15 protein-coding genes are annotated in these 17226 nt (G+C 62.8%); 4 read left to right on the top strand and 11 right to left on the bottom strand.

The window, feature by feature from the left end; all coding sequences use genetic code 11:
• The first annotated feature begins 142 nt into the window (after nt 1-142).
• From ACQKEK_RS17255 to ACQKEK_RS17240, 4 genes are all read left to right on the top strand, one after another.
• Complete coding sequence (locus tag ACQKEK_RS17255) at nt 143-1327, top strand: efflux RND transporter periplasmic adaptor subunit (protein ID WP_499143933.1); 1185 nt, start codon at nt 143-145, stop codon at nt 1325-1327.
• Complete coding sequence (locus ACQKEK_RS17250; RefSeq protein WP_499143934.1) at nt 1324-4491, top strand: multidrug efflux RND transporter permease subunit; 3168 nt, start codon at nt 1324-1326, stop codon at nt 4489-4491. Before ACQKEK_RS17255 ends, ACQKEK_RS17250 begins: the two co-directional genes overlap by 4 nt.
• On the top strand, nt 4484-5962 hold the full coding sequence (locus ACQKEK_RS17245; RefSeq protein WP_499143935.1) for an efflux transporter outer membrane subunit: 1479 nt from the start codon (nt 4484-4486) through the stop codon (nt 5960-5962). The genes ACQKEK_RS17250 and ACQKEK_RS17245 overlap by 8 nt, the downstream gene beginning before the upstream one ends.
• 95 nt (nt 5963-6057) lie before the next feature.
• Nucleotides 6058-6537, top strand: coding sequence for a DUF3597 domain-containing protein (locus ACQKEK_RS17240; protein ID WP_499143936.1), 480 nt, complete (start codon nt 6058-6060; stop codon nt 6535-6537).
• A 634-nt stretch (nt 6538-7171) separates the two neighbouring features.
• On the opposite strand, the gene ACQKEK_RS17235 is transcribed toward ACQKEK_RS17240, so the two are convergent.
• The 11 genes from ACQKEK_RS17235 to ppc form a co-directional block, all read right to left on the bottom strand.
• Entirely contained in the window at nt 7172-7984 is an 813-nt protein-coding gene (locus tag ACQKEK_RS17235) for an inositol monophosphatase family protein (RefSeq protein ID WP_499143937.1), read from the bottom strand.
• Nucleotides 7985-8136: 152 nt separating this feature from the next.
• Complete coding sequence (locus tag ACQKEK_RS17230) at nt 8137-8388, bottom strand: DUF2789 domain-containing protein (RefSeq protein WP_128118995.1); 252 nt, start codon at nt 8386-8388, stop codon at nt 8137-8139.
• Between the two features lie 189 nt (nt 8389-8577).
• Nucleotides 8578-8838, bottom strand: coding sequence for a hypothetical protein (locus ACQKEK_RS17225; RefSeq protein WP_128118994.1), 261 nt, complete (start codon nt 8836-8838; stop codon nt 8578-8580).
• 270 nt (nt 8839-9108) lie between these two features.
• Nucleotides 9109-9528, bottom strand: a complete 420-nt coding sequence (locus ACQKEK_RS17220) for an HPF/RaiA family ribosome-associated protein (protein ID WP_499143938.1) — start codon at nt 9526-9528, stop codon at nt 9109-9111.
• Between the two features lie 154 nt (nt 9529-9682).
• Nucleotides 9683-10465, bottom strand: a complete 783-nt coding sequence (locus tag ACQKEK_RS17215; RefSeq protein ID WP_499143939.1) for a class I SAM-dependent methyltransferase — start codon at nt 10463-10465, stop codon at nt 9683-9685.
• A gap of 57 nt (nt 10466-10522) precedes the next feature.
• Nucleotides 10523-11215 carry an extensin-like domain-containing protein gene (locus tag ACQKEK_RS17210; RefSeq protein WP_499143940.1) on the bottom strand — a complete coding sequence of 231 codons (693 nt, stop codon included), beginning with the start codon at nt 11213-11215 and terminating at the stop codon, nt 10523-10525.
• 59 nt (nt 11216-11274) lie between these two features.
• Complete coding sequence (locus ACQKEK_RS17205; protein ID WP_499143941.1) at nt 11275-12150, bottom strand: DUF72 domain-containing protein; 876 nt, start codon at nt 12148-12150, stop codon at nt 11275-11277.
• 207 nt (nt 12151-12357) lie between these two features.
• Complete coding sequence (locus ACQKEK_RS17200) at nt 12358-12720, bottom strand: hypothetical protein (protein ID WP_231107995.1); 363 nt, start codon at nt 12718-12720, stop codon at nt 12358-12360.
• 58 nt (nt 12721-12778) lie between these two features.
• Nucleotides 12779-13456, bottom strand: a complete 678-nt coding sequence (gene tsaB / locus ACQKEK_RS17195; protein WP_499143942.1) for a tRNA (adenosine(37)-N6)-threonylcarbamoyltransferase complex dimerization subunit type 1 TsaB — start codon at nt 13454-13456, stop codon at nt 12779-12781.
• A gap of 143 nt (nt 13457-13599) precedes the next feature.
• Nucleotides 13600-14247 carry an adenylate kinase gene (adk, locus tag ACQKEK_RS17190; RefSeq protein ID WP_128118990.1) on the bottom strand — a complete coding sequence of 216 codons (648 nt, stop codon included), beginning with the start codon at nt 14245-14247 and terminating at the stop codon, nt 13600-13602.
• 255 nt (nt 14248-14502) lie between these two features.
• Nucleotides 14503-17139: a phosphoenolpyruvate carboxylase gene (gene ppc, locus ACQKEK_RS17185; RefSeq protein WP_499143943.1), complete on the bottom strand. Its 2637-nt coding sequence runs from the start codon at nt 17137-17139 to the stop codon at nt 14503-14505.
• Between the last annotated feature and the right edge of the window lie 87 nt (nt 17140-17226).

Below are 17226 nucleotides of genomic sequence, written 5' to 3'. Positions count from 1 at the left end.
CGCGTCGAGCACTGGCCGCAGCGTGGCCGCTATCGAGCCCAGACGGGGGGATTAACCGGAACCGTGCCCGCCACCCGCGGTCGAGTGTAGGTCAGCGCGCTATACCGCGGCGAAGACAGTACGAGACAAAAGGTCCGACTGAATGAGGCAGTTACTGCAAAACGCTGTGCTGATCAGCGCCACGGCGCTGCTCATGGCGGCCTGCTCCGACGACAAAAAAGCCGAGCAAGCCGCACCGCCACCGCCCGAAGTGGAGGTCGTCACGGTAGATCCCATGCCGATCCCCAACATCATCGAGCTTCCAGGGCGTGTCCAGGCCATTCGCATCGCCGAAATCCGCGCGCGGGTCAACGGCATCATCCAGGAACGGCTTTACGAAGAAGGCACCGACGTCGAGGTTGGCACGCCACTGTTCCAGATCGACCCACGAGAGATGCGCGCCAACCTCAAGGCAGCCAAGGCAGCCCTAGAGCGTGCCGAAGCCACCGCGTTGAATGCAGCGCAGGATGTGAAACGCTACAAAGGCCTGGTTGCCAAACAGGCCATCAGCCAGCAGGAATACGACACCGCTCTGGCCACCTTGCGCACCGCCAAAGCGGACGTATCGCAAGCCGAGGCCAACGTGCAATCGGCCGAGCTCGAGTTGGAATACACCACAGTCGAGTCCCCCATCGAAGGCCGGGCCGGGCGCGCGCAGGTCACCGAAGGCGCGCTGGTCAGCGCCAGCGAGGGCACCCTGCTGACCACCGTGGAGAAATTCGACCCGGTCTATGTGAACTTCGCCCAATCCAGCTCCGATCTCCTGCAGATCCGTGCACAGCTCGCTTCAGGCGCCCTCGAGCTGCCGGAGGGTGGCCGTGTGGAGGTCAAGCTGATCCTGGAGAACGGCCACGAATACCTGCATCCCGGCTACGTCAACTTCTACGCCATGAGCATTGATGAGAACACTGGCACCGTGGCCTTGCGCGCCGAGTTCCCCAACCCGGACAGGCTGCTCCTGCCCGGCCAGTTCGTTCGCGGGCGCATCAATGCAGGCATTCGACCTGATGGCGTGCTGATTCCGCAGCGCGCCGTCATGGTCAACGACCAGGCCGCGCGCGTGCTGCTTGTGGACGAGGACGACAAGGTCATCTCGCGTGAAATCGAGCTCGGCGAGCTCCAAGGCAGCAAATGGGTCATTCGTGAGGGGCTGAAGGCAGGCGAAGTAGTGATCGTCGAAGGCGGCGGCAGCGTCCGCAGCGGTGCTGCGGTACGGACCACCCCTTACCAGCCTGAAGGCCCACCGGAAGCGCCAGAGTCCTCCATGGCGACCGAGTCCAGCCAATGACGCCGGCGTTCTTCATCCGGCGTCCGGTCTTTGCCTGGGTCATTGCACTGGGCATCCTGCTGGGTGGCGTGTTGGCCCTGCGTTCATTGCCCGTCGAGCAATACCCGAGTATTGCCCCGCCGACGCTGCGCATCAGCGTGACCTACCCCGGCGCAGACGCATCGGTGCTCGAAACCAACGTCACCCAGGTAATCGAGCAGGAGCTCAATGGCGTCGAAGGCTTCCTCTATATGGATTCGTCGAGCCGCTCCAACGGCAGTGCGTCGATCGAGCTGACGTTCGAGGCCGGCACCGACATCGACATTGCCCAGATGGAGGTGCAGAACCGCCTGAGCCGGGTCGAGCAACGCCTGCCGGAGGAAGTCCGCCGGCAGGGCATCCAAGTCTTCCAGGCCTCGCAGGATTTCCTGCTGATCATCTCGCTATTCTCCGAAAACGGCACCATGAGCACGCTGGAGCTCGGCCATTTCGCGACCACCCGCGTCCTCGACGAGCTGCGCCGCGTGCAGGGCGTGGGTGACATCCGTGAGTTCTATACCGCCTATGCCATGCGGATCTGGCTTAACCCGGATCGGCTGGCCAGCTTCGGCCTTTCCGCTGCCGACGTGCTGGCCGCGGTGCAAGAGCAGAACAGCCAGTCCGCAGGCGGTGCACTAGGCGCCCTGCCGCTGGCCGAGGGCATCGAGATCAACGCGCCGCTGGAAACCCGCGGTCGCTTCAGCACCCCGGAAGAGTTCGCCTCGATCATCTTGCGAGCCGGCCCGGACGGTTCGGCAATACGCCTGCGCGACGTCGCACGGGTGGAGCTTGGCGCGCAGAATTACACATCACGCAGCGAACTCAACGGCCAGCCGGCAGCGGGCCTGGCCGTGCAGCTGTCGCCGGGTGCCAATGCCCTGGATACGGCGGCTGCCGTCAAACAGCGAATGCGAGAGCTGGCTGAGGGCTTCCCGGAGGACGTCTCCTGGACGGTACCGTTCGACTCGACCCCTTTTATCGCCTCGTCGATCCAGCAGGTGGTCGTCACGCTGCTCCAGGCAATGGCATTGGTGGTGCTGGTCATGCTGCTGTTCCTGCAGAACTGGCGCACCACGGTCATTCCCACCATCGTCATCCCGATCACCCTGGCCGGTACCTGCCTCGGCCTGTGGATCGCCGGGTTCTCGATCAATCTTTTAAGCCTGTTCGGCATGGTCCTGGCGATCGGCACCCTCGTGGACGATGCCATCGTGGTGGTGGAGAACGTCAAACGGATCATGGACGAAGAGCAGCTGCCGCCCTATCAGGCGACGGTCAAAGCCATGGAGCAGGTGACCGCGCCCATCATCGGCACCACCCTGGCGTTGATCGCGGTGTTCGTGCCGCTGGCGTTTTTCCCGGGCTCGACCGGCGGCATCTATCGGCAGTTTGCCGTGACACTGTCGATTGCCGTTGCCACCTCGACGGTTCTGGCGCTGGTGCTGACACCCGCGCTCTGCGCAGCGTTGCTGAAACCCAGCCAGCCGGACGATGGCAAGCCTGGGCTGGGCCAGCGTATCTTCGGTCCATTCAACCGCTGGATGGAGCGCACCACTGACCACTATCACCATGCGGTCGGCGGCATGCTCGCGCGGCCGATCTGGTTTCTACTGGCCTTTGTCGGCTTGCTGGCGCTGACGGCCTTTCTCTACCTGCGAATGCCCAGTGCCTTCCTACCGGACGAAGACCAAGGGTCGTTGATGACGGTCATCCAGGCCCCCGCCGGCGCGACGGTCGAGCGCACCGAAGAGGCAATTGAACAGGTCAAGGCGTTCTACGCCGATCATCCGATGGTCGACGACGCCATTACGGTCTACGGTTTCAGCTTCTTCGGCCAGGGCCAGGCCCATGCGATGTCGTTCGTGCGGCTGATCCCGTGGGAGCAACGCACCGAAGAGGGCAGCTCTGCCCAGGCACTGGTACGCGAAGCCATGGGCCGTTTCTCGCAGATCAACGAAGCCCGCGTGTTCGCCCTAAACCCGCCCTCGATTCCCGGACTGGGCGTGGCCGGCGGATTCACCTTCAAGCTCGAGGACCGCGGTGGTCTGGGCTACCAGGCACTGCTCGATGCACGCAACCAGTTGCTGGGTAAGGCGAGCGAAAGCCCGGTGTTGCAGAGCGTCCGGCCAGAAGGTGCTGACGACGCTCCGCGCCTGCGGGTCAACATCGACCGTATCAAGGCCCGTGCGCTGGGTCTTTCGATCAGTGAGGTCAACGCGACACTGGCGATCGCTTTCGGCAGCGCTTACGCCAACGACTTCAACCGTGACGGTCGCGTCCTGCAGGTGCTGTTGCAGGCAGATGCGCCCTATCGAATGACGCCTCAGGATGTGCTCGACCTGAAGGTGATCAACGACGAGGGCGAAAGCGTGCCATTCGGCGCCTTTACCACCGTGGAGTGGACCGAAGGGCCGACTCAGTTGCAGCGCTACAACGGTTACCCTGCCCTGACCTTGTCCGGCAGCGCCGCGCCTGGTTCGACCACCGGTGAAGCCATGACCGAAATGGAACGACTGGCGAGCGAGCTGCCCGGCGGATTCAGCTACGAATGGACCGGCGCCTCGCTGGAGGAACAGCAGGCGTCCGGGCAGGTCGGTATGCTGCTGGGGCTGTCATTGCTGGTGGTGCTGATGGTATTGGCAGCGCTCTATGAAAGCTGGACAGTGCCCATCGCGGTATTGCTGGTGGTGCCCTTCGGCGCGCTGGGCGCCGTGCTGTTCGCGATGTTTCGTGACCTGCCGGCGGACGTCTATTTCAATGTCGGCCTGGTGACCATCATCGGCCTGTCGGCCAAAAACGCAATTCTCATCGTCGAGTTCGCCATCGAAGAGGAAGGCCACGGCAAGAGCCTGACCGATGCCGTGATGAACGCGGTGCGTCTGCGTTTCCGCCCGATCCTGATGACGTCGCTGACCTTCATCCTCGGCATGCTGCCGCTGGTATTGTCCACCGGTGCCGGCGCGGCTGGCCGCGTCGCGGTCGGTACTGGCGTCATGGGCGGCATGATCGTCGCCACGCTGCTGGGCCTGTTCTACATCCCGCTGTTCTATCTCTCCGTACGTCGCTGGCTGACCAAGCGTCGCCCGCCGACTGCAGAAGACAAGGCGCACCCAGCCGATGACGAGGAGGCGCCAGACAATGCCTAGGTTTGCGCCCTTGCTGCTGATCAGCGCCCTAACGGGCTGCCAGCTTGCGCCGTCCCATGAGCCACCGCCCTCGCCCACCGCTGCGCACTACCCGGCAGACTATAAGCCCATGGACGGCGAGGTGTTGGCCAACGAGATCGGCTGGCGCGAGTTTCTTGAAGATCCACGCCTCGAGCTGTACATCGAAACGGCCCTGCAGCGAAATCGAGACCTGCAGATCGCCGTGGCCCGAATTGAAGAGGCCCGCGGCCAGTTCGGTGTCCAAGGCGCCGACCGCTACCCGACGCTGGCGGCTACGGCCGATGCCAGCCGTGGCCGCTTTCCAACCGGTAGTGCCGGTCGCGGTTCCACAGGCGGTGCGACCTCGGGAACATCGAGTGGCCAGATCACTGAGCAATTCTCCGTAGGGCTCGGTATCTCAGCGTTCGAACTCGATTTCTGGGGACGGGTGCGCAACCTTACCGAGGCTGCGCGGGCGCAATACCTGTCGACCATCGAGGCACAGCGGGCCTTCCGACTGTCGTTGATAGCCGATGTGGCCTTGACCTACCTCGCTGTGCGGGGCGCTGAGGCGCGCATCGAACTGGCCGAAGCGACCCTGCAAAGCCGCCGCGACGGCCTGCGCATTGCCCGCGTGCGCTTCGAGGCCGGGATCACCTCGGCCTTGGATCTGAACCAGGCACAGGCGCTGCTGACCCAGGCCAAGACCGAGTTGGCCAACCTGCACCTGGTCCGAGCCGAGCAGGTCAACTACCTCACCCAGCTGATCGGGGGGCCGCTGCAACAGCCGTTGCCAGCGCCGCTGCCGCTGAACGAACAGATCGAACCACTGCGCCTGGATGCGGGGCTGCCCTCGGAGCTGTTGCTGGTACGCCCGGACATTCTCGGCGCCGAACTGGACCTGCGTGCGGCCCGCGCCAACATCGGCGTGGCGAGAGCTGCGTTCTTCCCGCAGATCTCGCTGACCGGCAGCTTCGGCTATATCTCCAATGAGCTGGACAACCTGGTCAGCCGCGACAACCGCACCTGGAGCATCGGCCCGAGCCTCTACCTCCCGCTGTTCGACTTTGGCCGCAATCGCGGCAACCTGACCGTCGCCGAGGCCCGCGAGAACGCGGCGGTGGCGCAGTACGAAAGCGCCATCGAAACCGCCTTTCGCGAGGTAGCCGATGCACTGGCAGGCCGCCGCTGGCTCGCAGAGCAGGTTGCCGCGCAAGCGGAGAACGTCGCCACGCTGCGCCGTATCGCCGACCTCGCCCGCGAACGCTACGCCGAAGGCGTGGTGAACTACCTTCAGGTGCTCGATGCAGAGCGCAACCTGTTCGACGCCGAACAGGCGTTCATCCAGGTAAAGCGTGCTCAGATTCAGAACCTGGTGAGCCTGTACATCGCGCTGGGCGGCGGTACCGAGGGTCCGTCGCCCGCAGCACCAACCGATACGACGCAGCGGGCCGCGACCTCTGGTCGCTAAGGCCCGGAGCAGCGCGCTTCCCGACCTGCGGCGCCGAATACTCGACCTGTCATGGTGGTCCAAAAAATCACCACGTAATGACTAGAGGAATTGAAATGGGCCTGTTCGACACGATCAAAGACAAACTCGGCATGGGCGGCGTGAGCAACGAAGCGCACAAGCCGGTCGATCCGAACAACACGCCGAACCAGCATGCGCCGGACTCCGTGGTCGATTCGGAGCGGCCAACCGCTGCACACAACGCCACCACGACGCCGCCCGGCGTGGCGCCAAGCCCTGAAGGGGTGGCTCACTCGACGGGCCAATCAACCAGTGCTGTGGATGTTCCAGCAAAGCTCGACGCAATGGCTGCTAACCATACAGAGCCGTTGAACTGGCGCACCTCCATCGTTGATCTGCTCAAGCTGTTGGGGCTGGACAGCAGCCTGGAGTCGCGCAAGGAACTCGCCACCGAATTGGGCTGCCCGTCAGACAAGATGGGCGATTCGGCCCAGATGAACAGCTGGCTGCATCGAACCGTGATGCATAAGCTCGCCGAACATGGCGGCACCGTTCCACCTGAACTACGTACCTGATAAAGGTCTGGGTCTGGCCGGGTGCTGGTCACTCGGCGGGCGCTGATCGCCAGCAAACTGGGCTCCTACAAGAAGACCGCGAACGCCGGTAGGCGCGAGCTTGCTCGCGACAAGCCCCAGGCACCTCGTAGCATCGTCAGTCCGCAAACCCGGATCGCCAGCAAGCTGGCTCCTACAAGAACACACGCACACCCGTAGGAGCGCGAGCTTGCTCGCGAACAGCCCCAGGCACCTCGTAGCATCGTCAGCCCGCAAAGCCGGATCGCCAGCAAGCTTGGCTCCTACAAGAACACCGCGCATACCCGTAGGAGCGCGAGCTTGCTCGCGAACAGCCCCAGGCACTCGTAGCATCGTCAGCCCGCAAAGCCGGATCGCCAGCAAGCTTGGCTCCTACAAGAACACCGCGCATACCCGTAGGAGCGAGCTTGCTCGCGAACAGCCCCAGGCACCTCGTAGCAACGTTAGCCCGCATACCCGGATCGCCAGCAAGCTGGCTCCTACAAGAACACCGCGCATACCCGTAGGAGCGAGCTTGCTCGCGAACAGCCCCAGGCACCTCGTAGCACCGATAGCCCACACGCCCCAGGTTTCGCCAATAGCCAAGCTGCCAATGCGAGAACAGCTAACGGCACACTCAATCGTCGAGCGATGGCCCGATCATCTCCGCCAACTGTGGATACACGCCCGGGCAGGCGACGAGATACGGATTGCCAAGCAGCAGCCCGTCGTTGCGGAAGAAGTCGTTGACCCGACCGCCCGCCTCTTTCACCAGCACCAGCCCCGCCATGCAATCCCAGCTTTTCAGCTCGGTCTCGTAGTAACCAAGCAGCCGCCCCGCTGCCACATAGGCGGTCATCAGGGCGCCGGAGCCATTGCGGAAAAACATACCGCCTTCGGCCAACAGCTTTTCCATGAACGGAATGAAGTGCTCTTTCCCGCGTGGATGAAAGGTGCCAGTCGCGGTCACGCCTTGGCCGACGTGGGTCGCCGCGCTAACTTTCAATGGGGTGTCATTGACGAAGGCACCCTTGCCCAGGCAACCATGAAACAGTTCATTGTGGTTGGGGTCGGCAATCGCACCGAGGTGCGGCTCACCGTCAATCAGCAGGCCGATCGACACGCACCAGTTATGCAGGCCGTTGACGAAGCAGGCAGTGCCATCGATCGGGTCGATGACCCAGACGCAGCGGGCGCCCAGATCGGCCGAACCGCTTTCTTCTCCCAGGAACCCGTCCTCGGGAAAAAGCTGGGTCAGTTGCTCGCGGATAAAGGCTTCGATCTGCTTGTCGGCAATGCTGACCACATCCTGCAGGTCGTCGCCTTTGTGTTCGATGGTCAGTGCCTCGCGCTTGCGGTAGAAGTCCATGCCAAGCTGAGCGGCCTCGAGGGCAAGGGCTTTGGCGCTGGCATAGCGCGCGTCGATATCGAGCAATTGCTGGGAAGTCATGTCCGTCCTGTGAAGCGGCTGCGCGGTAGTCGCGCGGAAAGGCGGATTCTAGTCAATCGATCGCGATGGGCATACAGAGCGCCATGGCTCACTGGCGCGCCAAGGCGTTGTCCACCTGACCTGACCGGCCAGGCGGAGCCGCCCGTTCTGACTCAGGGCAATTCTTCGCCCTGCTCGTGCAGGCGCACATTGAGTTCATCGACTACTGGTGCCCATTCAGCGTCGTCCATCAACAGCTCCTTGAGAAAGGAGCCCTGCGCTTCGCTCCAGAATGGCGCCTCGGAGACTTTCACATGGTTGGGAATCGGGCGGTGGCTGGCGATGAACGCATCGATGCTCGCCGGGTCCGACGGCAGGCCGAGCTGTTCGAAAAGTGTGCCGAGGTCTTTGTTAGGTAATTCCATGTGCGGGCTCCATCAGGCTATGCAGAAAATTCGACCGCCTCGCTGGCGATCCTTGTTCTAGATAGAGACGATGGAGCACCGCACAGTTCAACCCGAAGCCGGCAAGGAGCCAATGCCAGCGCTTTGTAGGGATCACGAGGGAGTCAAAAAACCCGCCGCAGCCAATGGGCTGCGACAGGTTAGAAAGGGTCAGGCAGCCCTGTCGAACAGCTGCCGTCCCTGATCGAGGCACTGATCGACCAGCCACTTGCCATGGGCGATGGATGCCCGCTGTGCCTGTTCGAGTTCCGCCATGAAGGCGTGCCCAACCGGAAGCGCCATGCGCCGGGTTGTCTGCCCCTGGGGATTGCTGATACGGCATCCGCCGGCCCAAGGGGTCGGTGTGCCGGGATGTTCCATTACCTCCGCGGTAATGACGTGGTCACGGTATTCACACTGCATCATGGTCATGGTGTCACCTCGCCTGCTGGTGGCACGGGTTAGCCGCTGGAGCTCGCCCACGTGCCTGATGATCCCCCTTTTCGTCATCCAATTGCCGCATATTCCCGAGCGCGCTACGGCCCGGCATCCAATGCAGCTCCATGGGGTATAGCACAGGCACGAACGCTCAGAGGCCCGGCCATCGGATCGACAGGGTCCTGTGAGAACAGATGATGGCGAGGTGTAGCGGGGGCAGGCTTCGCGGGGCGATGCCTGCCTGATGCGAAAGGACGTCAGGTATCAGGAGCTGCGCAGCTGCTCGTCGGCAAGGAAGTCTTCTTCCAGCAAGGCGTCGCGACCTTCCACTTCCAGGGTCTCGCCTTCCAGGGGAGTCGGCGCTGAGGCGCGCTTGCTGCGCAGCTTACCGAACTGGTGACTCAGCGCGTTGTTAAGCTTGTCGATGGCGCCATCGACCGCCAGCTCAAGCGAGGCTGCTTTGTGCGTAACGGAAACGGGTTGTTGGCCCTTCGGCCGTGCCTCGATCTGGCAGCGCTTGTCCTGCGCGCCGGCCTTCACGCCGTTCTCGTCGTTCAGGTGCACCACGACGCGGGTGACTTCATCGTCGAATCGATCCAGCTTGTCGGCAACACTGCCACTGACCCACTCTACGAGACGGGCGCTGCCTTCGATGTGGTTATCGCTATGAACTTGGATCTGCATATGCTCTTCCTTCTACGCGATCGGGTAACCACCGTTCAGCCACAAACGGCCTGATCTAGGAATGCCACTATTGCGCGTAATAAGCAAGACCAAGAAAGTCGCGTTTCGCTTGTGATCACCGGCCTGATGCAACCGGATCGTTACGAGACGTAAATCAGCTTCCGGGTGCCAGCTTCTTCTTTGGATAGATATCGTAACGACTGGATTTGCCCTCCAGGCTGTAGCCCGGATTTCGCCCGTCGATGGCCGGCGCCTTGCGTGGCCGCTTCACCACCACCCTGTGGCTGGCCAGCGCCAGCGCCTGTTCGAGCAACACGCCCGCATCCAGATCATCACCAACAAAAGGCCGGAACAGCCGCATCTCCTTTTTCACCAGGGCGCTTTTCTCCCGGTGCGGAAACATTGGATCAAGATAGATGACCTGCGGCGGTTCGCCCTGCCAGTGATCCATCAATTCGATGGCGTTGCCCTGCTGCAAACCCATGCGTTCAACGATGGGGCGCACCTCGACATCATCGCGACCACGCCTCAGACCGTCTTCCAACAGTGCAGCAATCAGCGGCTGCCGCTCGAATAGCACCATTTCGCAGCCCAATGTCGCCAGCACGAACGCATCGCGCCCCAGGCCAGCCGTCGCGTCCAAGATGCTGGGACGGATGCCGGACTGGATGCCAACCGCCTTGGCGATCATCTGCCCGCTGCCCCCGCCGAACTGCCGACGGTGCGCAGCACCGCCTTCGACAAAATCCACCCGCACCGGCCCTGGCGCGTTCGGCCCGAGCAACTGCAGCTGCAGACCGTCTTCCCCAAGCTGGAGCGCGAACTCCGCGTCGTCCGCTCGCATCGGCAAGCCCAGCCGCATCGCCCACGCGTCAGCCTGTTCGGCGAATCGAGGAGCGAGGGCTTCGACGCGAACCAACGGAGAAGAGGCGGTCATAGGAAAACTCGGAATCGGAAAAACGCCGCATTTTGCCAGAGGCGACGCCGGGCCGCCTCAGCGGCACATGCCGAAACCGCCCATATCCACATGAAAATGATCGTGATGGGCAGCGTTGTACTCAGGGCTCAGGGTGATCTTGAACGCATTACAGGCGGCTGCCTTGACCTCACGGAGAAAGCGCGCCTTATCGTCATCGCCGTTCCAGTCGCGCGCAACGGTGATACGCGTGCCGTCTTCCAGGCGGAAGCCGGCCAGATCCAGCGCATTGGCCGAGGCGTGCTGACTGCGCCTGTTGCTTCGCGCAATATTGCGGCAGGCGAAACTGCCGAAGTGATCGATTCGAGCAACCGGCTGACCGAATATCCGCTGGGCCGCAGGCTGCAGACCATGCCGTTCGAACATCGCATAAGCTGCCGCCAGAGGACAGGTGGCCAGAAACGCGCCGTTGAAGCGTACCGCTGAACCGTTGACGCGAACGGCGTTCTCGATCGGGCAGCCAGGCTGCGGCGTGCTGTCGGGCACGGCCACATAGTCCAAGTCGGACGTCTTCAAAGCCTGTTCACACAGCGCACGATCCTGCTGCAAGCGCTGCAGTTTGAACGAGGTCAGCAGGTTCGGCGCCTCGCGGATGTCCAGCGGTGCCCAGGGGTCCCACTTCGCCGGAACATCGACGTGCCCGCGCCACACCGCGTAGGCAAACCCAGCCAGTGCGACGAGCAGCAGCAGAAAGAAACGGCCAAATGTCATAGCCGTTTCGGCAACGTTGGGACATGAAGGTTGCAGCGCTGGCGATTGCGCCTGTGCTGTCAGCCTTCCCCAGCCGCGCCGAGCAGGGAGAGCTGCGACTCGGTTTGCATGGGCGGCGCGGCCAGCGGTGGCAAGCCGGGTAGGCGCTCGCTGAGCTGCTCATGGAAGCGCATGGCCAGCTCGGGCGCCAGGCGATTGTCTGGGGTATGCAAGTAAACGTGCGGACGCTTCCCTGCTTCGATCCAGTCCGCGACCTTACCTAGCCAAGGCGCCATGAAGCGGTCATTGGCTTCCAATGCCGGATGCCCGACGAAGCGGAGCTGCGGAGACTCGCTGAACGCCGCTGGCCGCACCGGCAGCCGTGGCTTCTTGCTCTGGGCATGCAGCAGCGCCGGATCGCTGGACTGGCAGCTGAACAGCGCGCGCGTGTCCATGCAAATTCGTTCGACACCCCACTCATGCATTAACCGATTCAGCGCCCGCTCCTCCTCACCCTTGGCAAAAAAGGCGTTATGGCGTACCTCCACGGCAAGCGGTCTGTCTAGCGTCTCGATCAGCTGCGCCAGCTCTGCCAGCCGAGCAGGGCCGAACGACGCAGGCAACTGCAGCCAGAATGGCGTCACCCGCGCGCCAAGCGGTGCCAACAAGGTGCGGAACGACCGGATCAGATCTTCGACTTCGTACAGGTTCGGCGCCTGGCTGATCTCTCGAGGCAGTTTGGCGCAGAAGCGAAAACTTTCTGGCATCAGCGCTGCCCACCGCTCGATCTTCTGCACCGAAGGCCAAGCATAAAGCGTGGTATTACCCTCGACCGTGTTGAATACGGAGCAATAGCGCGCAAGGTATTCACTGGCGGGCAAGCCCGGCGGGTAGAGCGAGCCACGCCAGGCGGCATCGTTCCAGGAGGGGCAGCCGAGAAAATAGGGAAGATTCAAACGCGGTTCACTAGCAGGCCGTTGAAAAAACGTGGGCGAGGCAGCCAGTGCAACACCGAAGGCGGCCCCGCAAAAACAGGCGAAAAGCGGTCGGAGTCGCGCTCGACTTTACGAGTTGTAAATGAGCATTTTGATCGGACTCGCGCACGAGCCTGTTTTTAACGCAGCAATGGCAACGCAGGTAGTTTTTCAACAGCCTGCTACGCCTCAGGCATAGAGATCCAGACCTAGCACTTCGTGAGCGTCGAGGTCAGCCGTGAAGCTGGCGGTGGTGCCATAGCTCTGCAGCGCCTGGGTGGCGCGGCTGGTAAGCGGTCGCTCCATCATGGCTTCGAAGCGCGCCGGCATAAAATCACCGGAGATAACCGAACCGTAGTCAGTCGACTCGCTTTTATTGCGTCGTGCGAGGTGTTCGTAGGTGGCATCGGCTTGGCTAGCCGGTGTAACGATGGACTCGCGTGCCTGCTCCGCAGCCCTTTCGCTTTCACGATAAGGGACCGGCGCACTGCCAGGCTGGGCAGGACGTTCAATGGGGTAGGCAGAGGGGGCGAGACCGTTAAGGCGCATCATTCACCTGTTCAAGTTTGCCGACTCTAGCGAGCCGACCCGCAATTGGCAATGCCGCTTGTCACCGAGGGATCTTGGGAGTGGCGACATTATCACGCAGGTAGATCGGCTGGGCCTGATCGGCCTCCACCGCTTCCCCACGCTGCCAGGCAAAGCCGGCCAACGTAAGCAGATCCAAAGCATGCGGTAGCAGGGTAGCGTCGCTCGCGGAAGGCTGAACGGCGAGACGCGCGCCATAACCCCAGCCCGTACCCGCACCGAACCATTGCCCTTCGCTTCCACGGGGAAGGCTGACCTGTTCCGGTGGCAACACCGCTTCGCTGCCGGCCAGCCGCATTTCACCCTGCTGCGCCCGATAGCAACCCCAGTAGACCTCGTCCATGCGGGCGTCGATCGCCACCGCCACCTGCTCCGCACGCTGTTCGCGGTAAGCGCGCTGGGCGATGGTTGCCAGGGTCGAGACTGGCAGCACCGGCCGCTCCAGGGCGAACGCCAGGCCCTGCACCACACCAACGGCAATACGCACCCCGGTAAAAGCGCCGGGACCACGGCCGAATGCCAGGGCGTCTACTGCCGACAGCGCGATGCCCGCCTCGCTCAGGAGCGTCTGGATCATGGGCAGAAGACGCTGGGCATGCAGCCGCGGAATCACCTCGTAATGGCTCAGCACCTGACCGTCATGCAGCAGCGCGACGGAGCAGGCTTCGGTGGCGGTATCCAGGGCCAGCAGCGTGGTCATCAGATGTTCCGGTCAGCAGGAAAAAGGGCGGCGATTGTAGCAGTTGCGCTTGTGCCGATTGAACAATGACGGCGCCGCCGTCCTGCAAATCTGGGAGAAACCAAAACGGCCCGCAAGCGGGCCGTTTTGGGAATCAGGCGATATCAGCTGAGCGCTGCCATCACCTTCGAGGTGATCTCTTCCACGGAACCGACGCCTTCGACGCGGCTGCACTTCGGCGTGCCTTGGGCCGCTTCGAGGTTCTGATAGAACGCAACCAGCGGCTTGGTCTGGGAATGATAAAGGCTCAGGCGATGGCGGATGGTTTCTTCCAGATCGTCCTTGCGCTGAATCAGCTCTTCGCCTGTCAGGTCATCGACGCCAGCCACCTTTGGCGGATTGTGCTCGGTGTGATAGACACGACCTGAAGCCGGATGCACACGGCGACCGGACAGGCGACCCACGATTTCTTCATCGTCTACTGCGATTTCCAGCACATGGTCCAGCTTGACGCCGGCATCACGCAGCGCTTCGGCCTGTGGAATGGTGCGCGGGAAGCCATCGAAGAGGAATCCGTTGGCACAATCGGGCTGCTGCAGACGCTCCTGGATCAGCGCGATGATGATCTCGTCGGAAACCAGACCACCACTATCCATCACGTCCTTGACCTGCAGGCCCAGGGGCGTGCCGGCCTTGACCGCTGCACGCAACATGTCGCCGGTGGAGATTTGCGGGACGGCGAACTTCTCGGTGATGAAGCGTGCCTGTGTGCCTTTCCCGGCACCCGGCGCTCCCAGCAGAATGACGCGCATGGAGTGAGTCCTCAAGTTTGCAAAGGGATGCCGCCAGGATCGATGCAACGCACCCTCACCTCTGGCGAATCAAAAATTCTGGTTTGCCGCCATGCGACAAAAGGTTGAACACGATACACAGCGCACAGAATGCAGACAAGCGGCGCCCATTGCGTCTTGGCATGCCGATCCCGCGTAGCGTGCGGTGCCGATAAAATGCCGCTTACTGCCCATGGTGGCGGTTGCCAGACGCCACCTGAGCGAGACTGCGAAGGATCAGCCAGTGTTGCGCAGCCCTGCGGCAATACCCGCGACGCTGACCAGCAAGGCCTGCTCCAGAGGGCTTTCCGCCGGGCTTTGCTGTTGCCGTGAACGCGCCAGCAGTTCGGTCTGCATCAGATGCAGCGGATCGAGATAGGTGTTGCGCAGACTGAACGCCTCCAACGTTGTAGGGCTGTGCGCCAGCAGCTCTGACTGCCCGGTCAACTCAAGCACCGCCGCTACAGCCTGCGACAATCTGTCACGTAAATCGCGCCCCAACGGTTGTAGCTCTGCGCTGACCAGTCGCGCGTCGTAGCGTTCGGCTATTTCCGCGTCAGCCTTGGCCAGGACCATTTCGAGCATGTCGATGCGGGTGCTGAAAAACGGCCAGTGCTGGCGCATTGTCTTGAGGCGTTCACTTTCGCCTCGCTCCAGCGCCCCGCGCAGCGCCTGCTCCCAGCCCAGCCAGGCGGGCAGCATCAGTCGCGTCTGGGTCCAGGCGAAGATCCAGGGAATCGCTCGCAGGCTCTCAACCCCCCCCTCTCGGCGCTTCGATGGGCGGCTACCCAGCGGCAGACGCCCAAGCTCCTGTTCGGGCGTCGCCTGGCGGAAATACTCGACGAACTGCGGGTGATCGCGCACCACGCTGCGGTAGGTCGACACGCCGTCCGCGGCAAGCTGCTCCATGGTTTCGCGCCAGTCCGGCTCGGGCATCGGCGGCGGTAGCAGGGTCGCTTCAAGCACGGCAGCCAGATACAGGCTGAGGTTCTGCTCGGCAATATCCGGCAGGCCGAACTTGAAGCGGATCATCTCGCCCTGCTCGGTGGTGCGGAATCGCCCCGCTACCGATCCGGGTGGCTGCGAAAGAATCGCCGCATGCGCCGGTCCGCCGCCACGCCCAACCGTGCCGCCACGGCCATGGAACAGCAGCAATTCCACCTGATGAGCGCGGCAGATCTCGACCAGGCTTTCCTGCGCACGGTATTGCGCCCAGGCCGCCGCAGTGGTGCCGGCATCCTTGGCCGAATCCGAGTAGCCGATCATTACCTCTTGCGGACCGTGGAGCCGCTGACGATACCCCGGCAACCCGAGCAGTTTGTCGATGGTCGGCCCGGCATTGTCGAGATCGGCCAGCGTCTCGAAGAGCGGCACGACCCGCATCGGCCGTTGCAGCCCAGCTTCCTTGAGTAGCAGCTGTACGGCGAGTACATCCGAGGCGCCCCTTGCCATGGAGATGACATAGGAGCCGAGCGATGCAGCTGGCGCCTGCGCCACCACGCGGCAGGTGTCCAGCACTTCAGCCGTTTCGGCCGAGGGTTGGAAGTTCGGAGGTAGCAAGGGCCGACGGTTATTCAACTCCGATTGCAGGAAGTCGAGACGCTGCTGCTCGTCCCACTGATCGTAATGGCCGATACCCAGGTAGTCGGTAATTTCGGCCAACGCGGCAACATGCCGGGACGAGTCCTGGCGGACATCCAGGCGCACCAGAAACAGACCGAAGGCAGCAGCCCGGCGCAACGTATCGAGTAAGTCGCCATCGGCGATCATGCCCATGCCGCAGGCATGCAGCGAGTGGTAACAGAGCTCCAACGGCTCGCACAGGTCCTGATTATTGAGCAACACTTGCGCTGGTGCCGGCTGGTCATGCTCGATAGCACCGTTCGCCCAGTCACGCGTGGCTTGTAGGCGCTCGCGCAGGGTCTTGAGCAAGGTCCGGTAGGGCTCGGCCGACTGCCCGCTGCGGCTGAGCAGTTCATCGCTGGCGGTCTGCATCGACAACGCCGTGATCAGACCGTCGATATCGCGCAGGAACAGATCCGCCGCGACACCGCGCGCCAGCAGCAAGACCTCACGGGTTACCTTCGCCGTCACATTGGGGTTGCCGTCACGATCGCCGCCCATCCAGGACGCGAAACGGATCGGCGCGACGTCCAGCGGCAGATGCAAACCGGTGCTGCGTTGCAGCGCCTCGTCCGCCTGGCGCAGCACGTTCGGCAGCGCTTGCCACAATGAATTTTCGATAACGGCAAAGCCCCACTTCGCCTCTTCTACCGGTGTCGGTCGGCTGCGACGAATCTCCTCGGTGTGCCAGGCCTCGGCAACGAGCCGCTGCAGACGCAGCTCGATCTTGGCCAGTTCGCCCTGGCCAAGATCGGTGTGGTCCCGCGCCGCCAATTGCGCGGCGATGGCGTCGTATTTCTGGATCAGGGTCCGTCGTGAGACTTCAGTCGGGTGCGCGGTCAACACCAGCTCGATGTCCAGGCGGCCAACCTGGCGCGCCAGAAACTCCTGGCCGAAGCCTTCGCCCTTCAGGCGCTCGAGCAGGTCACCTAATGCACCAGCTTCGGTCGGGGCCGCTTCGTCAGGTCCACGCCTGCGCACCTGATGATATTGCTCGGCGATATTGGCCAGGTTGAGAAACTGGCTGAAGGCGCGGGTCATCGGCAGCAGCTCGTCATCGCCCAACCCGTCGAGCGTGTCCTGCAACAGCCGAGCCCCATCAGCCGAGCCACGGCGCGCGCCCTTGGCGCCCTTGCGGATGCGCTCGATCTTGTCGAAGAAGGCATCGCCGTGTTGCTCGCGAATTGCATTGCCCAGGAGCTCGCCGAGCAGATGAACGTTTTCGCGCAAACGCGCGTCGATCTTCGCCATGTTCGCCTCTCTTTACAGGCCGCCGCATCGGAAGCACGTAAACAATGCTGCCCATGCTGAACGGCTACGCTGTATGAACCGTCCAAA

Origin of the sequence: Pseudomonas sp. NPDC077408 (assembly GCF_050269105.1) — a bacterium.
Taxonomy (GTDB): Bacteria; Pseudomonadota; Gammaproteobacteria; order Pseudomonadales; family Pseudomonadaceae; genus Stutzerimonas.
The sequence above is the reverse complement of the archived record's forward strand: the minus strand, read 5'-3'. Positions and strand labels throughout refer to the sequence as shown.